This is a genomic window from Nocardia amamiensis NBRC 102102 (assembly GCF_001612745.1).
Lineage (GTDB): Bacteria > Actinomycetota > Actinomycetes > Mycobacteriales > Mycobacteriaceae > Nocardia > Nocardia amamiensis.
The window spans coordinates 17,753-42,300 of the sequence record NZ_BDBA01000114.1; the positions used below are offsets into that span (position 1 = coordinate 17,753).

Consider the following 24,548-nt stretch of genomic DNA (forward strand, 5'->3'; position numbering starts at 1 on the left):
GATTTCCTTCTGTTGGGCGGCGCTAACCGGTGGTGAGCCCGCGGACGATGGCCTCGGTGTTGGCGCGCATCATGTCCAGGTAGGTGCCCGCGCCGCCGCCCGGTTCGGTGAGCGACTCCGAGTACAGCGGGATCACCCGCACGTGCAGGCCGGCCTGTTCGGCGAGCACCCTGGCCAGGCGATCGGGTTGCGAGGAATCGGCGAAGATCGCCCCGACCCCGGCGGCGCGGATCGTTCCGGCGAGCGCGGCCAGATCCGACGGGCTCGGCGAGGCCAGCGTGGTGCCGCCCGGAATCACGGCGCCGACCACGGCGAAGCCGAATCGCTCTGCGAGGTAACCGAAGACGTGGTGGTTGGTGACCAATTTGCGTCGCTCGGCGGGAATCGTGGCGAACCGATCGGTCATCCAGCGGTCGAGCCGATCGAGTTCGGCGAGGTAGCGGTCGGCCCCGGCACGGATCGCGGCGGCGTCGACGCCGTCGACGTCCGCGATGATCCGATCACGGACGATCTCGACGGCTCTGCGCACGCGACGCGGGTCGGTCCAGAAGTGCGGATCCGGCCTGCCGTTCGCGTCGTCGGCGGAGTAGCTGATCGGATCGATCTCCGTGCCGACCGAGACGGCCGCGACACCGGACCGCTCGGCTGCCTCGACGTTGCGCAGCACGTTCTCCTCGAGGCCGAGACCGTTGTAGACGATCAGGCTCGCGCGTTCGAGCTGGGCGGCCTGCTGGGCGGATATCGCGAAGAAGTGCGGGTCGGCGTTCGGCGGCATCAGGACGGTGACCTCGACCGCGTCGCCGGCGATGGCACGGGTGAGGTCGCCGAGAATATTGGTGGTGACGATGATTCCGCCGCGGTCGGCGCCGGAATTCAGGCATGCGGTCAGCGCGAGCAGCGCCGCGGCGACCAGTGCGCACAGCCGGATCGCGGGCTTCATCGGCCGACCTCCACCATCACCGTCGGGCTGACATCGAGGGGGAACGTTCGTGCGCTTCGGAGGTTGTCCGCGTAGTCGATCTCGTGGATCACTTTGCCCGCAGGATCGTTGACATAGGCGCGGTGGTCGTCGACGAGGATCACCGGCGCTTGGGCGCCGGCGGCTACCGGCGCGGTCAGCGGTCGCGCCGCGGTGGACTCGCGCCCGGACGCCGGGTCGTAACCGTGCAGCACGCCGTCCTCGGTGAGGGTCAGCACCGCGGTGCCCTCCCCCGCCGTGTTAGCCGCGACCACCGGGCCCGTCTCCAGCAAGGTCCACGTCGTGCGCCTGATGTCGAGCATCCAGACGCCGCGCCGCCGGGCCGGTGCCACCAGCGTCGTGCTGCCGGGGCGATGGAAGAACTCGACCGCACGGTCGCCATCGGCGACCGCGTGCGGATACGGGATCTTCGCACCCGTGAACACCGCGTCTCGCGCCGTCACCACCAATGCCCCGTCGGCGCAACCGAAGACAACGCCACGCCACGTCACCGCCGAGCCGCGCGGGTTCGGGCATCCCTCCGCGATGGCCGCGGCCGGTGCGCCGTCCCGGGTGCGTACCTCGATGGCTCCCCTGGCAGGCACCGAAACCAGCAAGTGCTCGGCGTAGGGCACGGCTGCCCCCTCCGCGATCACGCCGCGTTCGTGCAGCGAACCGGTGCCGAGCGCGGACCGGTCGAGCAGCGTCGTGCCACCCGCTTCGAAAGCGACTGCCGTGACACTGCCGTCACCGTGCACGGCCGACATCGCACCACCGGTGAACGCGCCGAGATCCCGCGCAGGCGCTCGGTAATAGTGCACATGGTCGCCGTGGTCGACCGTCCACGCGCCCGCGTCGACGGTACGCACCCGGCCACGGCCGGACAGGAAGGCGAAACGGCCGTCGCCGCCGATACCGTCGACACCTTCGGTCCGGCCGAGGTCGATGACGTCCCCGGTGATGAGATCGACAACCCGCACAGCGCCGGTCTCCTTGTCGGCCACGACAAGACGCGGCTGCGCTTCCGCGGTCTCCTCGGCGCCCTCGACATAGCCGTGCGGCGTCACCTCCACCGGCTGGGACGGCCCGCTCGCGCCGCAGCCGAGCAGCGGCGCGAGCGCAGCGAGGACCAGCGACAATGCCAGCGGTTTCGACGTCGGACCGGTCGAGCGAACGCGATCACGCAGCCAGGCCGACAGCGCGGAGAGGAAGAACAAAGCGACGGCGGTCGCGGCGATCGTCGCGCCCGCCGCGGTGCCCGCGTGCCACGAAATCACCAGTCCGGCAGCCGTGGCCACCGCACCGAGCGCCGCGGCGGTGAGCATGATCGACCGGATGCGATGCACCCAGTAGACCGCGGCGGCGGGCGGCGCGATGAGCAGGCCGAAGACCAGCAGCGTGCCGACGATATGGAACGACGCGACGATCGCCAGGGTCACCAGACCGATCAGCGCCACATGCGCGAAACGGGGTCGCAGCCCGAGAGTGTGCGCTTTGCGCGGATCGAAGGTGAGCGCGACGAACGCCCGGTGGCCCAGTACCGAAACCACGGCCGCGAGAAGCACTGCGGCCGCCAGGTACCACAGCTCCCGTTCCCGGACGGCCAGTACGTCACCGAAGAGAAATCCGGTCAGGTCGACCGCGAACGACGGCGAATGCGACACGATGATCACCCCCACCGACAGCATCCCGACGAACAGCAGCCCGATGCCTGTGTCGGGCGCGAATCTGGTGCCGCGGCCGAGCACGGAGACCCCGACCGCCATCGCCGCCGCGCTGAATGCCGCGCCCAGCAACAGGTTTCCGCCCAGCAGGGCCGCTATCGCGACACCCGGCAGCATTCCGTGCGCCATCGCGTCGCTCAGAAATGCCATGCCGCGCACCACGACCCACGTTCCCGCGATGGCGCACAGGCACGACACGAGCAGCCCGCCACACAAGGCCCGCTGAACGAAGGAAACCTCGAACGGGGCGACCAACCACTCCATGGCGCAGCACTCTACAATGATAACGATTATCATTTCAACGAGTGATCGAGGAAGCGGTGCCGCCACCAGATATCCGTATCGCCGAACTGTCGGCCGGATACCGAGGACATCCGGTGCTGCACGAGCTGAGCGGCACCATTCCGGGCGGACAGGTGACCGCCCTCGTCGGGCCGAACGGGTCCGGCAAATCCACCCTGCTCGGCGTGCTCGCCGGTGTCATCAGGCCCACGTCGGGAACGCTCAGCCCGGGTCACGCCCGACCGGCATTCGTCGTGCAACAGAGCAGCGTCCCCGCGACCCTGCCGATCACGGTCCACGAAACCGTCGCCATGGGCCGCTGGGCGCACCGCGGCGCGTGGCGCCGCCTCACCCGGCGGGATCGGACGATCGTGCGCGAATACCTCGACCGCATGGACATCGCCGACCTCGCCGACCGCCGGCTCGACACCCTCTCCGGCGGCCAGCGCCAGCGCGCACTGCTGGCCCAGGCACTCGCGCAGGAATCCGGCCTACTCCTGCTGGACGAACCGACGACCGGGCTGGATTCCCTTGCCCAACAGGAGATTTCCGAGGCGATTGGCCGAGTCTGCGACCAAGGCGTCACGGTCGTGCACGCCACGCACAGCCGCGAGGACGCACTGCGCGCCGATCACTGCCTCCTTTTGCGCGGCGGGCGGATCGCCGCCCAAGGAGATCCGCACACCGTCCTGCACAGCGAGCGAACCACCGAACCGGCCTGAATCGCGGCGCACGGAAAACGCCGCCTCTGCACAGCAGACCGCTCTACGTTCAGGTGCACACCGAACTAGCGTGGCACTCCCGGCATTCCAGCGAAGAGAATCCGAAAGACGCTGGGAGCGTGGAGCACGACCTGGGCTGATGGAACATAAGGAGCGCCTTCGTTGGTGTCGGTGACGGCGTAGTCGGCGTGGCTGCCGGGGACGCGGTCGAGAACCCCTTCGCAGCGTGGGCCGCCGGTGGCGTTCACCTTCGGCAGATCGTCGGGGTAGGTGTAGGGCCGAGCGCCGTACATGAAACCGGCGTTGAAGATGGCGCCCGGCACGGTTCCGCCGACGATGGCTTCGGCCGCGGGCAGCGCCTTCGCGATGCCGACGACCACGCAGTACAGCACGGGTGAGTACCGGTCGAGCAGGGAGCTGGTCGGTCGCAGGAGTTCCACCGCCGCGGCGAGACCATGCTCGTTCTCGGCGAGCACCGCCCTGGTGGTGTCGGCGAACCCGATGAGCTCGAGCAGCAGGGCATCCACGTCGTGCACACCGGTGGTGATCGTCTCGCTCGCGACGGTCGCGTTGTCCACGGTGCGCAATAGATCGGGAGCGGTGTCGGCGTACAGTCCGGCGACATCCCGGGTAGCCGACAGGTCTTGTTGCAGCGCAGGCAGGCTCGGATTGAGCTGCCGCAGATAGTCATCGGCGCGGGCGAGGAGATCGCCGAACTGATCGCCGCGACCGTGCAGTGCGGTGCCCAGCGCGGCCAGCGTGGCGTTGAGCTTGCCGGGTTCGACCGCGGCGAGGATGGCGCTCAGCCGCTGGAACAGCGTGTTGTACTCGACGGTGACGGCGTCGGCGCGGATCGTCGCACCCGGCCGCAGCGGCGTCGGCGACGGCATGCCAGGCGCGACGAAAGTGACGTACTTGGCGCCGAACACCGTGGTGGAGCGGATCTCCACCGTCGCGTTGGCGGGCACCAGCCGCAGCAACTCGGGGTCGAGCGCCAGCCGCAGGCGTACATGGTCGTCGCGATATTCCACAGCGCTCACCCGTCCGAGTTCCACCCCCCGCATCCGGACCTTCGCATCGGGGTCCAGAACCAACCCTGAGCGGGGCGCCTCGACGGTGACCGTCGCGGTGGACCGGAACCGCCCCGCGTACATCGATACGGCGAGCACGACGACCGCGGTGATCAGCAGAATCATCACCGCCCCTGCGAATTTCAACCGAATCGCCCGCCACACGGCCAGCCGCGCCCGTTCGCGGGAATCTTGCTTCGGATGCACGGATCACCTCTTACCGCGGGCTGTGCAGGCGAGGCACGCCATCCGCCCTGACCCCAGTGACGGCGGCGGGTCGGTCCCCTTGCCCGACACTTCTCAATCGTAGTACTGTCCAGACACGTGTCCATGATAGGTTGCGGGCACCGATCCGGGGAAGGATTTCCACATGACGCTGGTGACACCGCCGCGGGTATCCGGAGGCGACCACGAGCACGGCCATCTGGAGGAGTTCCGCGTCGATCCGATCGGGCTGATGCGCCGGGTCCGCGAAGAGTGCGGTGACGTCGGGTCATTCGATCTGGCGGGCCGACAGGTCATCCTGCTGTCCGGCGCGGAGGCCAACGAATTCTTCTTCCGTTCCGGCGACGAGGACCTCGACCAGGCCGCCGCCTATCCGTTCATGAAGCCCATCTTCGGCGACGGCGTCGTCTTCGACGCCGGCCCGGAACGCCGCAAGGAGATGTTGCACAACCAGGCATTGCGCGCGGAGCACATGCGCGGCCACGCCGCGACCATCGCCCGCGAGGTCGAGCGGATGCTGGCGCGCTGGGGCGATGCAGGGGAGATCGACCTGCTCGACTTCTTCGCCGAGCTGACCATCTACACCTCCTCGGCCTGCCTGATCGGCGTGAAGTTCCGCGACGAACTCGACGACCGCTTCGCCCGCCTCTACCACGACCTCGAACGCGGCACCGACGCATTGGCTTACGTCGACCCGTACGCCCCGATCGAAAGCTTCCGGCGCCGCGACCAGGCGCGCGCCGAGTTGGTCGACCTGGTCCAGGCCATCATGGACCGCAGGGCCGCGAACCCGCCCGCGGGCAAGGACGACCGGGACATGCTCGACGTGCTCATCTCGATCCCGGGCGACGACGGCCGGCCGCGGTTCAGCGCCAGCGAGATCACCGGCATCTTCATCTCCATGATGTTCGCCGGCCACCACACCACCTCCGGCACGGCGGCCTGGACGATCATCGAACTGCTGCGCCACCCCGGGATATCGCGTCAGGTCGTCGCCGAACTGGACGAGCTCTACGCCGACGGCTCCGACATCAGCTTCGGCGCGCTGCGCCGAATCCCCCGGCTCGAAGCGGTGCTCAAGGAAACGCTGCGCCTGCACCCGCCGTTGATCATCCTCATGCGCGTGGCGCGAGGCGACTTCGATGTCCGCGGCCATCGCATCGCCCCCGGTGACCACGTGGCCGCCACACCAGCCATCTCGAATCGGATTCCGGAGGACTTTCCCGATCCGGACGCCTTCGATCCCGGCCGCTACCTCGACCCCAACCAAGCGGACATCGTCCACCGCTGGACCTGGATTCCGTTCGGCGCGGGCCGCCACCGCTGCGTCGGCGCCGCGTTCGCACTCATGCAACTGAAGGCGATCTTCTCACTCCTGTTGCGCGACTGGGAGTTCGAGATGACCCAGCCGCCGGACCACTACCGCAACGACCACTCCAAGATGGTCGTGCAACTCGCGCAGCCATGCACCGTCCGCTACCGGCGGCGCAAGCCCGGCACCGCGTGAGCGGCCCGTGGCCCCGAGCGGGCTCCTCGTATCGCACTTGGCGTAGACATAGGCCAGTTCGGCGGCGCGGTAGCGGTAGTCGACGTTGATCGGCACGGCCGCCGATTGCCCCTTGGAGCTGTCACACGACGGTGAGTGGAAGGGGTATCCCCCGGTCGGTGAAGGCGAACGCGGCGCCGGTGCTGAACCGCGTCAGCGCGACCTCCGTCGCCTCCCGGAACGGTTTCGCACCGAGCGCGATCTCGGCGGTCCAGCCCTGATCGGTGCCGGCGACGGCCTCGGCGCGGAAGCGCGGATTCACGCCACGCACCAGTGCGTTCAGCGGGCCGAGGTGGTGCGGGCCGAGCAGCGACGGCCAGGTTCCGTCGGTGTGGGCGCCGCTGGCCGCCGGAAACGTCAGCCGGACACGGCCGTTGGCTTCGGCTACCTCGATCCCCGTGTAGCACAGCGGGTTCAGAGCGGGATGCAGGCGCAGCACCGTAGCCAGCGCCCGGGCGTCATCGGTGAGGCCGAGGCAGTCGCGCAAGCGCTCACTGGTGAGCCCGGCGATCCCGGCGAACTGTTTGCGCCCGATCTCGAGCGCCGCAGGTGCGTCCAGCCGTGCGCGCACCGCGATCATGAACCCGAGGGTCAACAGGTGCTGTTGCAGGCAGACCTCTTCGGCGATGCGCACCAGCGCCGAGCGGGAGAAGTCGGCGAAGCGCACATCGCTGAGCAACGGCCCCGAATAGTCCGGCCGCCCTTCCTCGGCGCGGTCGATCGCGGGCAGCGCGAGCCCCGCCGCCACCGACCCGGCGACGAGTTCGGCGTTGGGCGGCACCGGCGGTGGCACGTGCGTGGGATCGATGCGGACGGTCCACGCGCACACCGGTTTCCGGTCGGCCGGTCGACGCGGAGGTCGGTGGATCGGCCGGACCTGGGCGTGCGGATTGGTGGCCAGTGCCGTCGCGTCGAACGTCGGGTCTTCGATGTCGTGGCACATCGACACGACGAACTCCTCGCCCATCGGCTCCACGTCGGCGAGCGCGCCACACTGGTCGAGCCAGAACTCGCCATGGTCGTGATCGTCGACCCGGAACCGGAAATCCATGAACTGCGGTGGCGCGCCGATATCCAGTTGCAGCCCTTTGAAGATGGTCTCCACGCCGTCGCCGGTGAAGCCGAGTGCGCGCTGCATGCGCCGGGTGTAGACCGGGCTGGCCAGCTGCCACTCCTCGATCGCGATCGCGGTCATGCCCTCCCGGCCGAACGCGGCGATGGAGTGCGGCATGCCCGAGCGGTCGATGAGGTGCCCGCACAGGAGCAGTTCGGGAACGAGCGCGGCCAGGGTCGGACGATCCAGGTCGGCGAATCGGCTGTGTGGTGTGGCCATCGCGGTCACCACAGCGAGACCGGCGATTCGCCGACCCGGTACCACCCGGGCAGCGGTCGGCCTGAGACCGAACGCTCGATGCGCCGCTGCATGCCCGGCGTGAGCGCCTTGTTCGTGATCATCTCCAGGAACAGCGCGGAGACATTGCCGAAGTCGAAGAAGTCACGCTGCCAGGACCATTGGAAGTCGCCGCCGTAGCGGAACCAGCTGCCGCCGATGCCCTCGGGCGAGTAGTTGCGCCCGTCCGGGCGTTCGGCCGCGCTGATCTGTTTCCAGAACCCGATGACGCTGCCGGTGCGTTCGTCGACGACGAACTCCTGATACGGGTAGGTCCAGCCCTCCAGCCCGGCCATCTCCTGGCCGAGGGCGAGCTCGCGGATCTCGTCGCGGCCGACAGCCATGAACTCCTGGGTCGGACCGTAGTTCCACCCGTAGGTGGCGTCCTCGGTGTACATCTGCGCGAGCGGCTTCCAGTCGCCCTTTTCCTCGCAGCGCTGATTCTCCACGATCCAGCGCTGGATCATTTCGTCGAGTTCGGCGCGTTCGAAACCTGGCATCAGTCGAACCTTTCGGGCCGGGGCGGTCTCGCCGTCGCCCGCGATCGACAAGCCTTGGTGCGGCCGTGATCACCGAGTGACGCTCCCGAGAGACACCTAGCTGGACATGTGTCTGGACGCTACCACCGCCCGTTTTGCCGGACAATCCCCGAACAGCCGGTCACCCGCAATATCGCGCGCCGCCTCGGACCGCCAGCGCCCGGCGCGTCGCAACGGGTCGGGCAACCGCGCTCGCCCATGATGTTCAGCGTTCATCGGCGCAGAGGGCGCCGCCCGGCGCCGTGTGCCGCAATCGATCGACTCGACCGAGGATGGGAGAGCGTGTGGGGAAGATGGGCAGGCGGAAGCGATCCAGGCTGATCACCAGCGGGATCCTGCGCGAAAAGCAGCAAACGAGAGAACCCGGTGATCCGGCGAAACCGGCGCCGGAACTCGCGGAGGCCGTCGAGGTCGTCGCCGCGCTGGACCTCGACGCCCTCGCGACACGCGTGCGTGCGCGGCGCCGCGAGATGAAGTGGACCCAGGCGGACGTGGCGGGCAACGGCGGCCCGGCGGCCAAAGCGGTCAGCGAGATCGAGCGGTCTCGCAATCCGCAGCCCAGCACCGAGGTGCTGGACAAACTGGACGCAGGGCTCGGCTGGCCGCCGGGCACCAGCGCGACGATCCTGCACGACGGCGTGGCCGGCGAACTGGCCGCGGCACACTGATCAGCGGTTCGAAAACCGGTCGGCCGGAGCGCCTTTCGCGCTCCGACCGGCCGCGCCGTCATGTTGCTCCGCGGACCCCTCAGCGAGTGCTCTCGCGTCGCCGGAATACGCGAGCCCGGCGGTGTGGGACGCAGAACCGCCGCTACAGCGGCGCGGTTGTCGTGTTCGAGCGTCCGACCCGTTCGTCGTTGATCAAGTGGTAGGCGCGACCCAAGTCGTCCAGCACCCGCTCCCATCGAAGCTCCGCCTCGTAGCCGCGCGGGTTGTGACTGAGCAGCAGCAGGGCCTCGGCCGCGTCCGTCGAACGCGCGGCGGCGTCCAGCAGGACCGGAACCGGCTCCACGGTGGTGCCCGCCGCCAGTGCGCCGATGCGGTCGTGCAGCCAGTGCGCGTCGAAACGTGCCTGCTCCGTGGGATTCTCGCCGTCCACCGGACGGGTGCTCACCGCGGCGGCGCGGGCGGCCTCCGCATCGTCCATGGTCGTGGTGACGACCTGCCGCAGTTCGCTGCTCGCGACGCGGTGTAGCAAACCGACTAAAAGGACACGCTCCGCGTTCGGGCCGCGCAGACCGGCATCTCCCAGCCGCGCGCCCACTTCGTCCGGGTTGATCCGGAGAATCGACAGAACCGCTCGTAACTGCGCAATCGTTACCACTTCGTCCGCCCCTCCTCGTCGTTGCGGGCCCCACCATCACATCTGGACGACAGCCTGCCAAACCCACCGCATGTTAACTGCCCAGTAGCCATCTTTCGATCCAGCGTGTCTGAAGATCACATCGCTCAGCACAGCCCGGTCCGGGTTCAGCCGACACCGGACCGTCCCGCGATTATCGTCCGCGAACCGGCTCTGCGGTCCAGGTCACCGTGATCCGCAGGATAACCGGCGAGAGAGTTGGGTACTCCATTCCCTATGAGAGCGATACCGGCGCGGGTCACTGGGGACGCGACCACGCCCGCAGTGCGCGATTCCGAGCTCGGCGGTGCGATCGCGAGCACGAAATGGCGTCGCATCAGGGAGGTGATCGCCACGCGCACCGTCGCCGATGCCACGCGGGAAGTATCGATCGAGGTCGGCAAACCACAGATGGCGCCGGGCGACACCGGCGTGGTGTGCGGATTCCGCATCCAGGGCATCGGCGAGCGCTGGGCGCACGGCGCCGATTCCATCGCGGCGCTGTACCGCGCGTTTCAGGAGATCGCCGACGAGCTGCGACAGGCGAACGACCGGGGCGCGCACTTCGAAGTGACCGAGCCGTCCGATCCGCGATTCCCCGCCACCCCGACCCGCCCGTCGCGCGCCGCGACGACGGCCATGCACGAACCGCAGGCCCTCATCGCCGCGCGCACGCTGCGCGATGCCGACAGCTCGCTCTCGATCATCATCGGCAGGCCCTACCTGGCGGCCGACCGGCGTAACCATCTGTGCCGGTTCCACATCAGCGAGCAGGGCGCCTCGGTGGCCAGCGGCGTGGACGAAATCCAGGCCCTGCACAGCGCGATCCACTTGATCAGCGAGCGCCTCGAGCTGCCCGCCGATTGGCCGGTGAGCCGCTTGTCCTGAGGCTCGCGCGGAACAATCACGGAAAACCGCCCAGCCGGTCCGGATTCGGCATCGAATCATCGGTTGGTGGATTGTCGTTCGACCGGCGCAGTTCCCCTCCGGCGCCGACACTCCCCGTGCCGAACCGGACCGTGGCGACGCCGCGGCGTCGCCAGGAGGGAACTGCCCATGGAATTCATCTCGCCGCTGGACGCCTTGTTCCTCATCGCGGAATCACGCGAGCACCCGATGCACGTCGGCACACTGCAGATCTTCGACCCGATGGACAGCACGGGACCGGAGTTCGCCCGGCGCGCGTACGCGACGCTGGCGGCCGAGGAGGACTTCCATCCCACCTTCCGCAAGCGCCCGGCCCGGCTGTTCGGCACACCGCAGCTGGCGTGGGCGGTGGAGCGCACCATCGAACTCGACTACCACCTGCAGCGGTGGGCATTACCCGAAACCGGTGGCCAGGACCCGCTGGTGGAGATGACCGCCGGACTGCACAGCACCCTGCTGGACCGCCACCGGCCGCTGTGGGAATTACACCTGATCGAAGGGCTCGCAGGCGACCGCGTCGCGATGTACGCGAAGATGCACCACGCCCTCATGGATGGCGTCGCCGCCCAGCGCCTGCTGCAACGCACGCTGGCCAGCGACCCCGACTCCCGCGAGGCGCCGGCGCCCTGGCATCTGCCGCCTTCGGACCGGCGCCGCGAGAACCCGTCCCCGCCGCGCACGCTCGGTGGGGCGGCGCGGGCGATGTTCGCCGCGGCGGGCTCAGCACCCGCCCTCTTGCGCCTTGCCCGCACCGCGTTGGTGGAGCAGCAGTTGACGCTGCCGTTCGCCGCGCCGCGCACGCTGTTCAACGTCCCGATCGGCGGGGCACGCCGCTGCGCCGTGCGCTCCTGGCCGCTGGATCGCCTCCGCCAGGTCAAGAAGATGACCGGAACGACCCTCAACGACGTGGTGCTGGCCATGGCCGCGGGAGCGCTGCGCGCCTATCTGATCGCCCATCAAGCCTTGCCCGACAAACCATTGGTCGCGATGGTGCCGGTCTCGCTGCGCCCGGAGTCCGACGAGGGCCACACCGGCGGCAACGCCGTGGCCGCGCTGCTGTGCGGTCTCGCCACCGATCTGGCCGATCCGGCGCAGCGGCTCACGGCGATCAGCTCGTCGATGCACCGCAGCAAGGAGATCTATCGCGAGCTCTCCCCCGTGCAGGCGGTCTCGCTGTCGGCGCTGACGCTGAGCCCGCTCGCGCTGGCCCTGCTCGTCCCCGCCACGACCGCGCTGACCAACCCGCCGTTCAACATCGTCATCTCCAACGTTCCCGGCCCGCGCGAACCCCGGTACTGGAACGGCGCCCGCCTTGATGCCGGCTACCCGCTGTCCATCCCGCTGGACGGCCAGGCGGTGAACATCACGCTCACCAGTAACGCCGACGCGCTCGATATCGGCATCGTCGCCTGCCGCCGCAGCGTGCCGGACGTGGCCACGCTGCTCGACCACCTCGAGACGGCGCTGTCCGATCTGGAAGACACCGTCTACTGACTGCCGGCTGAGGGAGCGGACGGGCCTCCTGCCGCTCTACTCACCCGGGTGCCCTGTTCCCGTTCATGTCGAGCCTGCCGTGCCCAGTCCGTTGATCGAGGGCGGCAGCGGCTGTGGCATCGCGCCGGGACGGGCCAGCAGGCGCTTGAGGATCTTGCCGGTGTCGCCGCGCGGGAGTGCCGCCAGGAACGTGACCTCACGGGGCACGGAGAAGCGGCTCAAGCGATTTCGGATATAGGTGCGGACCATGTCCGAATCGAGCCCGGCGCCCTCGCGTTTGACCACGAAGGCCACCAGCCGCTGGCCGAATTCGTGGTCTGGCACGCCGACCACCGCGACGTCGCTGACCTGCGGCAGGTGCGCGAGCGCTTCTTCCACCGGGCGCGGGAAGACGTTCTCGCCGCCGGAGATGATCATCTCGTCGTCGCGGCCCGCGATGAACAACCGTCCCGCGGCGTCCAGGTAGCCGAGGTCGCCGGTGTCGAGCATGCCGTGCGCCTCGTCCGGCGGCGCTGCGTTGACGTAGCCGTCGAACAGCATGTGATTACCGACGAAGATGTGCCCGGTGGCGCCGATCGGCAGCCTGCGGTGGTCCGGCCCGAGCACGGCGATCTTGGTGCCCAATGGCGGGCGGCCCGCCGTGGTCGGCGAGGTGTGCAGATCCTCCGGGGTGGCGACGGTCGCCCAGGAGACCTCGGTGGAGCCGTAGACGTTGTACAGGACGTCGCCGTAGGCGTCCATGAATCGCTCGACGGTCGCACCGGCGAGCGGCGCGCCGCAGCTGATCACGTGGCGCAGGCTGGAGGTGTCGTACCGTGCGCGCACGTGCGCGGGCAGATCGAGGATGCGCTGCACCATGGTCGGCACCACGATCACGGTGTTGACCTGGTGTTCGGCGATGCGGCGCAGGCAGTCCTGCGCGTCGAACCGTTCCGCGAGCACCACGGTCGAGCGCAACGCGGTGCTCAGTTGCAGCCCGGCCAGTCCCCAGGTGTGAAACAGCGGAGCCGGAATCAGCATGGTCTCGTTCATCTGCATCGGGATGCGCGACAGCAGAGCCGCGATGGACCCGAAGCCCTTCGGATGCGGCCTGCGCGCACCCTTCGGCGTTCCGCTGGTCCCGGAGGTGAGCACGATCAGCCGTCCCGGCTGGGCCGGTGTGCGAAAAGTGCGGTGTCCCTGCGCCACCAGATCGTTCACGGTGACCCGGTCGGGCGCCGGGGGCCGCTCGTCGGTGTTGTAGCGCGGAATGTCGGCGTGCAGGTATTGCACCAACTCCTCGAGGTCACCGTCGACGAACAGCGCCGACAGCCGGTCGCGCTGCACGATCTCCTCGATGGTGCGACCGGCCAGCCCCGAGTTGAGCAATGCCACGTCCACGCCGAGTTTGCCTGCGGCGACCATGCATTCGACCATGCCGGCGTGGTTGCGTGAGAGCAGTCCGACGGCGTCGCCGGGCCCGAGTTCGAGCGCGGCCATCGCCGCGGCGAGCGCGTTGGTCCGCTCGTGCATGTCGGCGAAGGAGCGGCTGCCGCGGTCGTCGATGATCGCGGTCCGCTCCGGATCGAACGCCGCGCCCGCCGCGTACCCACCGGCCAGGTTGAACCCCCACTTCGCCAGCGAGCGCAACTGTTTGATGCTGCGATCCAGACGGGCGGGCAGCACTACGACGCCGGAGGCCACCATCTGCCGTGCGACGCCCGCGTTCCGCCGGATCGGCGAGTCCTCCCCGTTGACGATCAGCGACGTCCGCGCGCCCTTGGCGACGTCGGCCACCCGGCGCAGTCCGCTCTTGGTCCAGTCCGCGATGGCCACGTTGGACAACTCGGCGACGCGCGGGTGCACCCGGCTCGGCGCGAAGTAGGTGACCGTGACCTTGGTGCGCTCCTCATCGCCGTGCAGCCGCACCGACGCGAAACTGCCCAGTGCGGCGTACTGCATTTCGAAACTTTCGTACCAGCGACCCACGCTCAGCCGAATCTGATGCGTGCGGATACCGGTCTCGTGGGTGCCGACGCGCATCTGCCACACGACGTTGCCGTCGGCCGATTGGATCTGCTCACACGCGCCGATACCGGGGAACATGCGCGGGTAGGTCTGCGGTTCGAGCAGCAGATCCCAGAGGGCTTTGCGGGTGATCGCGAACTCGGCGACTACATCGATGACATCGGTAACCAACTTGGCGCACTTCTCGTCGGCCGGTTCGAAGAACTTCGGGTCGGCGGGTAGCTCCTTTGTAACGTCAGTCACACGCGAGGTCAAGTATCTCGGACATTATCGCTACTACCAGCAAAACGCGCGAAAACCCCTGCGATTGCCAGGCATTCACCTGCCGCTGGGACCGTGCCCAATCGAGTGGGGCGGCGGCTGTGAATTCGCCCAATGATCGCCGGAATCCAGGTACCCGCCGACCGGCGCTCCTAACGTCGCAGGCGCCTGCTCGGCAGGACGATACGCTGGCTGGAGAGGTGATGGACTACAACGCCACCCGACGACTCGCGCACTCCCGCGCGGAGGAGATCCTCGATTTCTTCGGCAAATGCCGCGCGTGCGGCTACCCCGCTTACGCGGAGACCACGACGCTGCGCTACGACAACGGCGACATGGAGACCAAGGTGATCGCCAGCTGCGCGCTGCCGTGCGGCTGGACCGGCGAAGTGTCGTCCACGCCGATGACCGACTCCCGAGCCCGCCGCCGCAGGTGACCCGAGCTCACGCGACCCGCGACGCTACCTCGTCGGTGCCGAGCGCACGCTCGCGCAGTTCGCCGAGAATCCGGGCCAGGATTCGGGACACCTGCATCTGCGAGACGCCCAGCCGTTCCGCGATCTGGGCTTGGGTCCGGGATTCGAAGAAGCGCAGGATCAGCACGTGGCGGTCGCGCGGCGGCAGCTCGGCGATCAGCGGTCCTACCGCCATCGCCTGCTCCAGCAGCTGGTAGCACGGTTCCTCGGAGCCGAGGGTGTCGGCGAGCGGTTGTGGCGCCCCGTCGTCGTCGTGGCGAGCGGCGGAGTCCAGCGAGTTGGTCTGGTAAGCGTTGCCCGCGATGAGCGCCTGGGTGACCTCACTCAGCTCGACGTCGAGCTCGGCGGCGATCTCCCTGGCCGTCGGGCTCCGCCCCAGGCGGTGCGACAGCGTCTCGGTGGCCGGGCCGATGCGCAACTGGATCTCCTTGAGCCGTCGCGGCACCCGCAGCGACCACGTGTTGTCCCGGAAATGCCTGCGCACCTCGCCCATGATGGTGGGAACCGCGAACCCGAGAAACGAACTGCCGCGGGTGCTGTCGAATCGGTCCACCGCCAGCACCAAGCCGACGCGGGCGATCTGGAGCAGGTCGTCGAAGGACTCGCCACGGCCGGCGAACCTGCGCGCGATGTGTTCGGCGAGTGGAAGGCATCGCCGCACCACCTCCTCGCGCAGCTCCGCGTGGTACGGGTCGGTTTCCGCCACCGCGGCGAGCTTTTCGAACCACGGTTCGATGTTGTCGTAGCTGTCGCCTTCACGCGTGCGCCGAGCTGTGTCGTTCCGGTCGGTCGTGAACTCACGTGTCATCAAATGGTCCTCGTTCCCAACTGAATTCGATGACCGTCGGGTACCCACGAACGTCCGGGTCAAAAGGGTCACGGGAAATCGACAGGGAACTGGTGAGCATCCGGACCAGTTCCCAGCTCAGCGGATCACCACTGACTTCGTCCTCGGTCGCGGCGGTCGCCTCGGCGCGCATGCTCATGCGATCGGTGCCGTAGGTGAACGCACAACCGAGCATCGAACCGGGTACCGAGCCCGCGACCAGCATCGTGGCGATCTCGGTGATCGCCAGCCGGATGTCGGCGGCCGCACCGAGCGGCAGCTCGGCGACCAGGCACACGGTGTCGCCCAGCCCCCGGATCAGGGCCAGGTGCCGCTCGTCGGCGGGAATCCGCACGGCGACCGTGGTGGTCTCGACGGCAGGCGCGCCGAACGCGCAGGTGATCACCTTCATCAGACCGTGGCGAGCTGGGCTTGCCACATCCAGTGCAGCTGCTCGAGGCGCGCGGTGATGTCCAGGAACAGGTCCTGGGTCACCGGGTCGGCCTTCTCGGTCGCGGCGATCCGCTCGCGTAGTCGCTTGATCACCGCGGCGAGGTTGCTCACGATCGCGTCGATGACGTCGGTGTCCTGCTGCCAGCCTTCGCCGATGCCGACCGTGCCGGAATCCCGGGCCACCGTCGACGCGCGTCCGTCCGGGCTGACCCCGACGGCGGTGGCGCGTTCCGCGGCCGCGTCGGTGAATTCCCTTGCGACCATGACTAATTCGTCCAACGCCAGGTGGACCGACCGGAAATTGGTGCCGACCACGTTCCAGTGCGCCTGCTTGGCGATCAACGACAGGTCGATCAGGTCGACGACGGTCCCGCGCAGCGTCTCGCCCGCGATACGCTGCTGCTCGGGGTCCAATGTGCTCGTGATCGGTTCCGACATCGCTCCTACCCTTCTGGCGTTGATGCTGGTCATCGACGGTCTACCCAGCTGAGCCGCGCTAAACCTCCCGGTACGGTCGTCGGCCGACGCCAGGAACAGGGGCCGGTGACGGGTCGCCCGGCCCGCGCCGGGCCGTTTCGGCGACAGGGCCGTGACCGGTGGGTTGTCCTGCTCGCTGTCGCACAGGCCATGGCCGACGTCCGCGGCTCGCTCGCCCCTCCCCGTGCCGGATGCCGATACCGCGACCATCGCATTCCGGCCTGCCCCTGGTGCATCGCGCACCCAGCGCGGCCTATCGCCGGCAGCAGGCGGCATGGCGCGAGCGGATGTCGGCGGCCACGAATCCGTTCCTCCTGCACTAGAATGTGATCTCCACAACACCGGGAGGTGCGGGATGCCAGAGGATTCGGCGACGCCCTTGCGGGCGGCGACGCTGCCGGAGGTCAGCGGTCGCGTCTCGGCGCCGGCCTACGACCGATCCCGGATCTCCACCGGCATAGCGCATTTCGGGGTCGGCGGGTTCCATCGCGCGCATCAGGCGATGTATGTCGACCGACTGCTCGAGCGCGGCCTTGCGCACGACTGGGGCATCTGTGGTGTCGGCCTGCTGCCCGGCGATCGCCGGATGCGCGACGTCCTCGCGGCACAGGACGGCTTGTACACACTGTCGACGGTCGCGCCGGACGGAACCTGGGCCACGCGGGTCATCGGTTCGATTGTCGAGTACCTCTACGCGCCGGAGGATCCCGATGCCGTGGTGGAGAAGCTGGCCGATCCGGCCACCCGGATCGTCTCGCTCACCATCACCGAGGGCGGCTACCGCATCGCCGCCGACACCGGGCAGTTCGACGCCGACGATCCCGGCGTCCGTGCCGATCTCGCGGGCAACACGCCGCCCGTCACAGTATTCGGGCTTGTCACCGAGGCCCTGGTGCGGCGCAGATCGCGCGGTGTCGCGCCGTTCACCGTGCTCTCCTGTGACAACATCGAGGGCAATGGGCACGTCGCGCGACGCATGTTCGGCGCGTTCGCCGCGCTGCGCGATCCCGGACTCGGCGACTGGGTGGCCGAACGGGTGCGTTTCCCGAATTCGATGGTGGACCGGATAACTCCGGTGACGCCGCAGGCCGCGACCGGCGAGATCGAGCGGCGCTACGGAATCAGCGACCGCTGGCCGGTCGTGACCGAACCGTTCGTGCAGTGGGTGCTGGAGGATTCGTTCGGACTCGGCCGCCCTGCCTTCGACGACGTCGGCGTCCAGCTCGTCGATGACGTCACGCCCTATGAGCTGATGAAACTGCGGCTGCTCAACGCGAGCCACCAGGCGCTGTGTTACTTCGGCTATCTGAGCGGTTATCGACTGGTCCACGAGGCCGCGCAGGACCCGGCCTTCCGGCGATTCCTGCTGCGTTACATGGACGCCGAGGCCACACCGACCCTGCACGAGGTCCCCGGCGTCGACCTGGATCGCTACAAGCAGACGCTGCTCGAGCGGTTCGCCAACCCCGCGATCGGCGACACCATCGCACGACTGTGCGCGGAATCCTCCGACCGCATCCCGAAATGGCTGCTGCCGGTGGTCCGGGCGCAGCTCGACTCCGGCGGCGAAATCGACTGCGCGGCCGCGGTGGTCGCGAGTTGGGCGCGCTATGCCGAGGGCGTGGACGAGCAGGGTGCGCCGATCGAGGTCGTGGACCGCCTGCGCGACCAGCTGGTTCCGCTCGCGCGACGGGAGCGCGAGCAGCCCACCGCCTTCCTGGGCGAGCGTTCGGTATTCGGCGATCTCATCGACCGGCCTCGGTTCGTCACCGCGTACCAGGCAGCATTGCATTCACTGCACACCAAAGGCGCCCATGCCACGGTCGAGGACTTGGCGCATTAGGCGTACCTCCGCCTTCGCTCCGGCCATGCGCGGGCTGAGGACGGACCACGTCCGACAGCGCCCACCCTGCGTACCTCCAGCCTTCGCTCCGGCCATGCGCGGGCTGAGGACGGACCACGTCCGACAGCGCCCATCCTGCGTACGTCCACTCCGGCCATGCGCTCGAGCGGCTGCGGCTGCCCTGCCCGTCATCGCGGCGTGACGCGGGCGACCGCGCGCGCGTCCGCGCCGACGGCGAACCAGACGTCCAGGCTCGAGCCGTCGCAGCGGGAGACGAGCCGCAGATCCTCGCCGGACCGCACCGGCTTCCCGTACTCGATCACCACTCGGTGCGGTCCGGATTTCAGTTCGGCGTGATCGGCGAGAACTTCCTCGAGAGCGGTCAGGTAGACCGCGTTGTTCACGTGATCGAGCAGGTCTATGTCGGTGACGCGCAACGGGAACGGACGAATCCGCACGCCAGGCTCGCCTGCCCGCGGCATCGGGTCGGTGAGTTCGGCGTTCCACCGGAGCCGGTGTTCGGTCGTGCAGTCCAGCATGGGCGCCAAGAAGCGGTCGCTCATCCGGGCCGGGACTCCGGTTTCCGAGCCGAAGTGGATCAGGAAGGCCTCGGTCTCCACCAGGCCACCCCCGCCGCCGCAGATCTGGACGCGCATCGTGCACCAGCGGGTGGACGTCGCCGAGGGCCAGCGCCGCAGCGTGGCCCACTCGCCGAACTCGATGGGTTTGAGTGCGTCGATCACCGTCCTGCGGACCACCCACAGGCGGTGGATGTCGCCGTCGTCGAGAACCCCGAGATGGTCGTAGCCGACGTCTTGCAGGTACCGTGCGACGCCGTCCAGCCGCAGGTGCTGGTCGCCGCCGGTGTCGCCGAGGCGCACCGGCCATCCCGTCTCGAACACGGGCACGTGGGCTCGGCTTTCCGGCAGGACGCTGGGAATGGCCATGATCGGATCATGCCAGGTGTTTGCTGCGATTCGCGCTCAAACTCGCTAAGTAACGCATATGCAACAAACATCCGGATATATCACAGCCTTCCATGCCGAGTCTGACATTCACTGGCGATCGCTGAATATTCGCCAACTCTCCAGTATGCGAGCTCCGCTCGCCGGCCTCACCGCGAAGAGCGCGCCACACCATCGGCGAGGACGCGGGCCAGATCCTCGGGAATCGGCACGGTGACCATCAGTCCGACCGTGGCACGCCCCGGGTTGCCCACCGGTACTCGCCCGATCGACGAGCCCGGCCCGGCAACCAGCAGCCGGACGAGCTGGCCGATGATCTCCCGCGAATCGTGGCAGCGCACGGCCAGCCGCAGCATGTGCCAGTGCGCACGGGTATGCGGCAACGCCCAGGGCTGGGAGAGGATGTGGGCGCGTTCGAGCGAACGCCACCGGGCGTCGAGATCGTCGGTCGCCCAGGCATCTTCGAGCTCCTTGTCGAAGGCGGCGCGGACGGTCGGCGGCATGGGGGCCATGGGATCACTCCAAAAGTCGCAGGTTCTGGTGGAATCAGCATCGACCGCGGACTCGTTGGCGAGCTTGAACAAACCTGCTGTCGCGTGACCGGACGATGAGTCCCGCTCGGCGCCGTCGTAGTACTCCGCGAAACCGGACACCGGCCGAGATCCGCCCCAGGCACACCGGCATCTCGGGCGCGCGATCGTCAACAGCGCGAGTCGACACGCGGCGCTCGGCAAGCGTGATCGCGTCGTCGGGACGGGGTGCGATACCGGTGCGCTCCGCGGCGGCAAGGTCGCCGCTCGAGACGTCCGCACGTCGCGTCACCGGTCACACCGAACGGTGGGACAGCCGGGACGCCGACGACCGGCGCCGCGATCTCAGCGCGGGAATTCGCGCACGTCCCGTACCCAGCGGATCGCCCCGAAGTCCGACGGCGGAGCGCCGAACATGGCGCGGCAGGTGCGGGTCAGGTGGGCGCTGTCGGCGAAACCGGCACCGTGCGCCGCGGCCGTCAACGATCGGCCGGTCGCGATCAGCTCCACGGCCCGCTGGATGCGCAGCCACCGGACGTAGGGCCGCAGCGGCAGTCCGATCTCGTCCGAGAAGACGTGCGCCAAGCGGCTTTCCGAGAGATGGACCGTGCGCGCGAGGTCGGCGAGCCGGATCGGGCCCGCGTCCAGGCGGGTGGGAAGGATGCGAAGAATCTCGGCGACCGCTGGGTGCCGAGCGACTTCCACCGCGCCGCCGTTGCCCACCGATCGAGATTCAGCCTCTGGCTCCGGCCAGGGCTGCATGGGCACTTCCCCGCGCAGCCATTCTGTCCCAGAACCGTGCCGCAGGGCGTCACGAACCCAGGCTTGCACCTGAACACACGGCCGGGTTGCGGTCGCCGCCCAACCGTCTCCGATTGCGCGTTCGGTGGGACGCGGGATCGGTCTGTCAGGGATGGCCGCGCCCCGGCTCGCGCCATTCGACGCAGCGGAATCCGGTGCGATGCGATACTCGCCCCACAACCACCGAAATCCGTCATCGATACCGAGTTCGCTTGCCGCGCGGGACCATCCCCCGGCCCGATCGGCGGGGCGCGGCATCCCGCCCAATTCCACGGCTACCGCGACCTGGGCGTCGAAAAGCACCAGCAGCCCGTCGGCGACGCCGCGGACCACCCGGTGTGGGACATTCGGCGGAATGATCGCGGCGCGGCAGGCTGATTCGGCGCCGAAACGGTCGCCGAGCACGACGTCGCCCTCTCGCGCGACGAGCACCTGCACGGTGTGATGCGCGTGCAGGTCAGCAGCGCCGATCGCACCGCGGAGGACGAGCAGGCCCGGTCGGAGCAAAGCGGCCCCGCGCCACTGCGGCCGCACCCGTCGCTCGTCCATGCACCCAGTCTCGCCGAGAAGACCAACCGGCAGGCACGAGGTCTCGGAACAGGCAGGTCCGAGACCTCATGGCACCGTCACTTCTTGGAACGATCCCGCTTCTCGCGCACCCGCACGGAGATCCGCACCGGCGAACCGGCGAAGCCGAATTCCTCGCGCAGTCTGCGCTCCAGGAAGCGACGGTAGCCCGCCTCCAGGAAGCCGGTGGTGAACAGCACGAAGGTGGGCGGCCGCGTAGTCGCCTGGGTCGCGAACAGCACGCGGGGCAACCGGCCGCCCCGCATCGGCGGCGGGGTCGCGGCGATCACTTCCTTCAGCCAGGTGTTCAGCCTGCCCGTCGGAATGCGCTTGTCCCAGGACTCGAGCGCGGTCTCCATGGCGGGCACCAGCTTCTGCACCGCGCGGCCGGTGTGCGCGGAGATGTTCACCCGCTGCGCCCACGGCACCCGGACCAGGTCCCGGTCGACCTCGCGCTCCAACTGCAGGCGGCGGTCCTCGTCGACCAGATCCCACTTGTTGAACGCCAGCACCAATGCGCGCCCCGAGTCGGCGACCATGCTGATCACGCGCAGGTCCTGTTCGGTGATCGGTTGCGCGGCGTCGATCAGCATGATCGCCACCTCCGAGGCCTCCAGCGCGGACTTGGTGCGCAGCGACGCGTAGAACTCGGTGCCGCTCGCGTTTGCGACCTTGCGGCGCAACCCGGCGGTGTCGACGAACTTCCACACCTTCCCGCCCAACTCGACCAGGGAGTCGACCGGGTCCACCGTGGTGCCCGCGACATCGTGCACCACCGAGCGCTCGTCGCCGGACAGCTTGTTCAACAGGCTCGATTTGCCCACATTGGGCTTGCCGACCAGAGCGACGCGGCGCGGACCGGTACCGCCGGTCCCCTCCCGCGGAGTCTCCGGGAGCACCTGGAGCACGTCGTCGAGCAGGTCGCCGGTGCCGCGGCCGTGCGCGGCGCTGACCATGCGCGGCTCGCCGAGACCGAGCGACCACAGCGCCGCCGCCTCGGCTTCCACCCGCTGGTCGTCGACCTTGTTGGCGACCAGGATGACCGGGACCGCGGAGCGACGCAGCTTCTTCACCGCCGCCTCGTCGGTGGCGGTGGCGCCCACCACGGCGTCGACTACGAGCAGGATCGCGTCGGCGGTCTGCATGGCCAGTTCGGCCTGCCTGGCCACCGCTTGCTGCAACCCTTTCGCGTCCGGCTCCCAGCCGCCGGTGTCCTGGACCAGGAAGCGGCGACCCGCCCAGTTCGCCTCGTAGGACACGCGGTCGCGGGTCACCCCGGGAATGTCCTCCACGACCGCCTCGCGGCGACCCAGGATCCGATTCACCAGCGTCGACTTGCCCACGTTCGGGCGGCCGACCACCGCGAGCGTCGGCATCGCGACGTGCGCCTGGTCCTCGAACTCGCCCTCCAGATCGGCCAGCTCCCAGTCGGCCTCGTCGCTCCAGACGCCGTCACCGGCCAGCACCTCACCGTTCACCGGTCACCTCCGCCGGCGAGCGCCGAAAGCTGCTGCGCGACAACGCGGTACAGCTCGTCGATGACCTCGTCCATGGACAGCTCGCTGGTGTCGACCAGCACCGCGTCCGCGGCGGGGCGCAGCGGGGACACCTTGCGGGTGGAGTCCAGGGTGTCGCGGCGCTGGACGTCGGCGAGCACGCCCGCGTAGTCGTCGCCCCGGCCTTCGGCGATGTTCTGCTGGTTGCGCCGGTGGGCGCGCGCCTCCGCGGAGGCGGTCAGGTAGATCTTGGCCTCCGCCCTGGGCAGCACGACGGTGCCGATGTCGCGGCCCTCAACCACGATCCGGCGCGCGACCGCCGTGATGTCGCGCTGCATCGCGACCAGCAGCTCGCGCACCTCGGGCACCGCGGAGACCGCCGAGACGGCCTTGGTGACGGCGTCGCCGCGAATCTCCGACGCGACGTCCTCACCGTCGAGCTCGATCACCTCGCGGCTGGGCTCGGTGCCGATCGATAGGGGCAGCTCCTTGACCGCGGCGGCGATGGCCGCGGTGTCGGTGAGCTCGATACCCGCGCGCAGCACACGCAACGTCGCCGCCCGGTACATGGCGCCGGTGTCGAGGTACTGCGCGCCGAGCCGGGTGGCCAGGCGCCGCGACACGCTCGACTTCCCGGTGCCCGATGGCCCGTCCATGGCGATCACCAGCGGGCTCGTACCGGACATGCGCGCCGGCGCCTGCACCGGGATCTCCAGACCGTTCACAACGACACCGCCTCGTAGAGTTTGCCGATTTCATCGCGACCGAGCACGCGCAGTGTGCCGGGCCGTTGGTCGCCCAGCGCGACCGGGCCGATATGCGTGCGCACCAGCCGGATGACCGGGTGGCCGACCGCGTCCAGCAGGCGGCGCACGATGTGTTTGCGCCCTTCGTGCAACACGATCTTCACCAGGGAACGTCCCTCCCCCAGCTCGAGCACCTGGAAACGGTCCACCTTGGCTGGACCGTCCTCCAGCTCGACGCCGTCGCGCAACCGCTTGCCGATCGCACGGTTGTTCACCTCACCGTGCACGGTGGCCAGGTAGGTCTTGGAGACCTCGAAAGACGGGTGCATGAGCCGGTGCGCGAGGTCGCCGTCGTTGGTCAGCAGCAGCAGGCCCTCGGTATCGGCGTCCAGCCTCCCGACGTGGAACAGACGCTGACCGGCGGCGATCCGCTCGGCAACGATGTCGCCGACGCAGGGGCGGCCCAGATCGTCGGACATGGTGGACTGCCAGCCCTTGGGCTTGTTCAGCGCGACGTGCACCAGTTCCTCGCGCACCATCACGCGGGTGCCGTCGACGCGCACCACCGCGTGCTGCGGGTCGATGCGCAGGCCCTGCTCACGCACGATCATGCCGTCGACTTCGACGCGGCCCTGCGCGATCATCTCCTCGGCGGCGCGGCGCGAGGCGACGCCCGCTTTTGCGAGGACCTTCTGCAGCCGCTCGCCCTCGCCCCACGGCAGTTTGGTGTGCCCTTCGGCCTGCTCGACGTTCTGGTGGCGCGCGGGCTTCGCGTTGCTCAGCAGCGTCGGCTGCGCGGCCTGCCGTTGCGGCTTCGGCTTCTTCTTGCCACCCGAGTTGGCGTGCCGCTGCGGGGCCGGTGCGGCCGCGCGTTGCGTCGCG

23 protein-coding genes are annotated in these 24,548 nt (G+C 69.0%); 7 read left to right on the plus strand and 16 right to left on the minus strand.

Features of this window, described 5'->3' with window-relative positions; all coding sequences use genetic code 11:
- Nucleotides 1-22: 22 nt before the first annotated feature.
- Entirely contained in the window at nt 23-940 is a 918-nt protein-coding gene (gene aztC / locus NA4_RS21190) for a zinc ABC transporter substrate-binding protein AztC (protein ID WP_067472560.1), read from the minus strand.
- Complete coding sequence (gene aztB, locus NA4_RS21195) at nt 937-2,946, minus strand: zinc ABC transporter permease AztB (RefSeq protein WP_067472563.1); 2,010 nt, start codon at nt 2,944-2,946, stop codon at nt 937-939. The genes aztC and aztB overlap by 4 nt, the downstream gene beginning before the upstream one ends.
- Before the next feature lie 41 nt (nt 2,947-2,987).
- Here aztB and aztA point away from each other — a divergent pair, with 41 nt between their 5' ends.
- Nucleotides 2,988-3,686, plus strand: a complete 699-nt coding sequence (gene aztA / locus NA4_RS21200) for a zinc ABC transporter ATP-binding protein AztA (RefSeq protein ID WP_245671519.1) — start codon at nt 2,988-2,990, stop codon at nt 3,684-3,686.
- A 65-nt stretch (nt 3,687-3,751) separates the two neighbouring features.
- Here the strand turns inward: aztA and NA4_RS21205 are convergent, their stop codons facing one another.
- Nucleotides 3,752-4,882 carry an MCE family protein gene (locus tag NA4_RS21205; protein WP_067472622.1) on the minus strand — a complete coding sequence of 377 codons (1,131 nt, stop codon included), beginning with the start codon at nt 4,880-4,882 and terminating at the stop codon, nt 3,752-3,754.
- 244 nt (nt 4,883-5,126) lie between these two features.
- On the opposite strand from NA4_RS21205, the gene cyp51 reads away from it, so the two are divergent.
- Entirely contained in the window at nt 5,127-6,488 is a 1,362-nt protein-coding gene (gene cyp51 / locus NA4_RS21210) for a lanosterol 14-alpha demethylase (protein WP_067472566.1), read from the plus strand.
- Nucleotides 6,489-6,609: 121 nt separating this feature from the next.
- On the opposite strand, the gene NA4_RS21215 is transcribed toward cyp51, so the two are convergent.
- Nucleotides 6,610-7,860 carry a hypothetical protein gene (locus NA4_RS21215; RefSeq protein ID WP_067472628.1) on the minus strand — a complete coding sequence of 417 codons (1,251 nt, stop codon included), beginning with the start codon at nt 7,858-7,860 and terminating at the stop codon, nt 6,610-6,612.
- 5 nt (nt 7,861-7,865) lie between these two features.
- Nucleotides 7,866-8,417 carry a nuclear transport factor 2-like protein gene (locus NA4_RS21220; protein ID WP_067472625.1) on the minus strand — a complete coding sequence of 184 codons (552 nt, stop codon included), beginning with the start codon at nt 8,415-8,417 and terminating at the stop codon, nt 7,866-7,868.
- Nucleotides 8,418-8,728: 311 nt separating this feature from the next.
- On the opposite strand from NA4_RS21220, the gene NA4_RS21225 reads away from it, so the two are divergent.
- Nucleotides 8,729-9,124: a helix-turn-helix domain-containing protein gene (locus tag NA4_RS21225; protein ID WP_084497299.1), complete on the plus strand. Its 396-nt coding sequence runs from the start codon at nt 8,729-8,731 to the stop codon at nt 9,122-9,124.
- A gap of 142 nt (nt 9,125-9,266) precedes the next feature.
- On the opposite strand, the gene NA4_RS21230 is transcribed toward NA4_RS21225, so the two are convergent.
- Complete coding sequence (locus NA4_RS21230) at nt 9,267-9,779, minus strand: hypothetical protein (protein ID WP_157129188.1); 513 nt, start codon at nt 9,777-9,779, stop codon at nt 9,267-9,269.
- A 255-nt stretch (nt 9,780-10,034) separates the two neighbouring features.
- Here NA4_RS21230 and NA4_RS21235 point away from each other — a divergent pair, with 255 nt between their 5' ends.
- Together NA4_RS21235 and NA4_RS21240 are read left to right on the plus strand one after the other, a co-directional pair.
- Nucleotides 10,035-10,685 (plus strand): DUF6968 family protein, encoded by a 651-nt coding sequence (locus NA4_RS21235; RefSeq protein ID WP_157129189.1) that lies wholly within the window; start codon nt 10,035-10,037, stop codon nt 10,683-10,685.
- 168 nt (nt 10,686-10,853) lie between these two features.
- Entirely contained in the window at nt 10,854-12,218 is a 1,365-nt protein-coding gene (locus NA4_RS21240; RefSeq protein ID WP_067472578.1) for a WS/DGAT/MGAT family O-acyltransferase, read from the plus strand.
- A gap of 63 nt (nt 12,219-12,281) precedes the next feature.
- On the opposite strand, the gene NA4_RS21245 is transcribed toward NA4_RS21240, so the two are convergent.
- Nucleotides 12,282-14,396, minus strand: a complete 2,115-nt coding sequence (locus NA4_RS21245) for an AMP-binding protein (RefSeq protein WP_067472631.1) — start codon at nt 14,394-14,396, stop codon at nt 12,282-12,284.
- A 293-nt stretch (nt 14,397-14,689) separates the two neighbouring features.
- Here NA4_RS21245 and NA4_RS21250 point away from each other — a divergent pair, with 293 nt between their 5' ends.
- Nucleotides 14,690-14,923: a hypothetical protein gene (locus tag NA4_RS21250; RefSeq protein ID WP_067472581.1), complete on the plus strand. Its 234-nt coding sequence runs from the start codon at nt 14,690-14,692 to the stop codon at nt 14,921-14,923.
- 7 nt (nt 14,924-14,930) lie between these two features.
- Here the strand turns inward: NA4_RS21250 and NA4_RS21255 are convergent, their stop codons facing one another.
- The 3 genes from NA4_RS21255 to NA4_RS21265 are packed head-to-tail and all read right to left on the minus strand — an operon-like array spanning nt 14,931 to nt 16,679.
- On the minus strand, nt 14,931-15,770 hold the full coding sequence (locus NA4_RS21255) for an RNA polymerase sigma factor SigF (protein WP_067472583.1): 840 nt from the start codon (nt 15,768-15,770) through the stop codon (nt 14,931-14,933).
- Entirely contained in the window at nt 15,760-16,200 is a 441-nt protein-coding gene (locus NA4_RS21260) for an anti-sigma factor (protein WP_245671520.1), read from the minus strand. The genes NA4_RS21255 and NA4_RS21260 overlap by 11 nt, the downstream gene beginning before the upstream one ends.
- A complete protein-coding gene (locus NA4_RS21265; protein WP_067472586.1) occupies nt 16,200-16,679 on the minus strand; it encodes a Dps family protein in 480 nt (159 codons plus the stop codon). The genes NA4_RS21260 and NA4_RS21265 overlap by 1 nt, the downstream gene beginning before the upstream one ends.
- Before the next feature lie 394 nt (nt 16,680-17,073).
- Here NA4_RS21265 and NA4_RS21270 point away from each other — a divergent pair, with 394 nt between their 5' ends.
- Nucleotides 17,074-18,561: a mannitol dehydrogenase family protein gene (locus NA4_RS21270; RefSeq protein WP_084497300.1), complete on the plus strand. Its 1,488-nt coding sequence runs from the start codon at nt 17,074-17,076 to the stop codon at nt 18,559-18,561.
- A 188-nt stretch (nt 18,562-18,749) separates the two neighbouring features.
- On the opposite strand, the gene NA4_RS21275 is transcribed toward NA4_RS21270, so the two are convergent.
- The 6 genes from NA4_RS21275 to NA4_RS21300 form a co-directional block, all read right to left on the minus strand.
- The gene (locus tag NA4_RS21275; protein ID WP_067472592.1) at nt 18,750-19,508 is read right to left on the minus strand and encodes an acyl-[acyl-carrier-protein] thioesterase; all 759 of its coding nucleotides are present in this window, start codon (nt 19,506-19,508) and stop codon (nt 18,750-18,752) included.
- Nucleotides 19,509-19,675: 167 nt separating this feature from the next.
- The gene (locus NA4_RS21280) at nt 19,676-20,179 is read right to left on the minus strand and encodes a DUF3703 domain-containing protein (RefSeq protein ID WP_307188596.1); all 504 of its coding nucleotides are present in this window, start codon (nt 20,177-20,179) and stop codon (nt 19,676-19,678) included.
- 222 nt (nt 20,180-20,401) lie between these two features.
- The gene (locus tag NA4_RS21285) at nt 20,402-21,406 is read right to left on the minus strand and encodes a helix-turn-helix transcriptional regulator (protein ID WP_067472595.1); all 1,005 of its coding nucleotides are present in this window, start codon (nt 21,404-21,406) and stop codon (nt 20,402-20,404) included.
- Between the two features lie 77 nt (nt 21,407-21,483).
- The gene (der, locus tag NA4_RS21290) at nt 21,484-22,902 is read right to left on the minus strand and encodes a ribosome biogenesis GTPase Der (RefSeq protein WP_067472598.1); all 1,419 of its coding nucleotides are present in this window, start codon (nt 22,900-22,902) and stop codon (nt 21,484-21,486) included.
- Entirely contained in the window at nt 22,899-23,606 is a 708-nt protein-coding gene (cmk, locus tag NA4_RS21295; RefSeq protein ID WP_067472648.1) for a (d)CMP kinase, read from the minus strand. The genes der and cmk overlap by 4 nt, the downstream gene beginning before the upstream one ends.
- A gap of 35 nt (nt 23,607-23,641) precedes the next feature.
- On the minus strand, nt 23,642-24,548 hold a 907-nt coding region (locus NA4_RS21300), incomplete at its 5' end, for a pseudouridine synthase (RefSeq protein WP_245671521.1).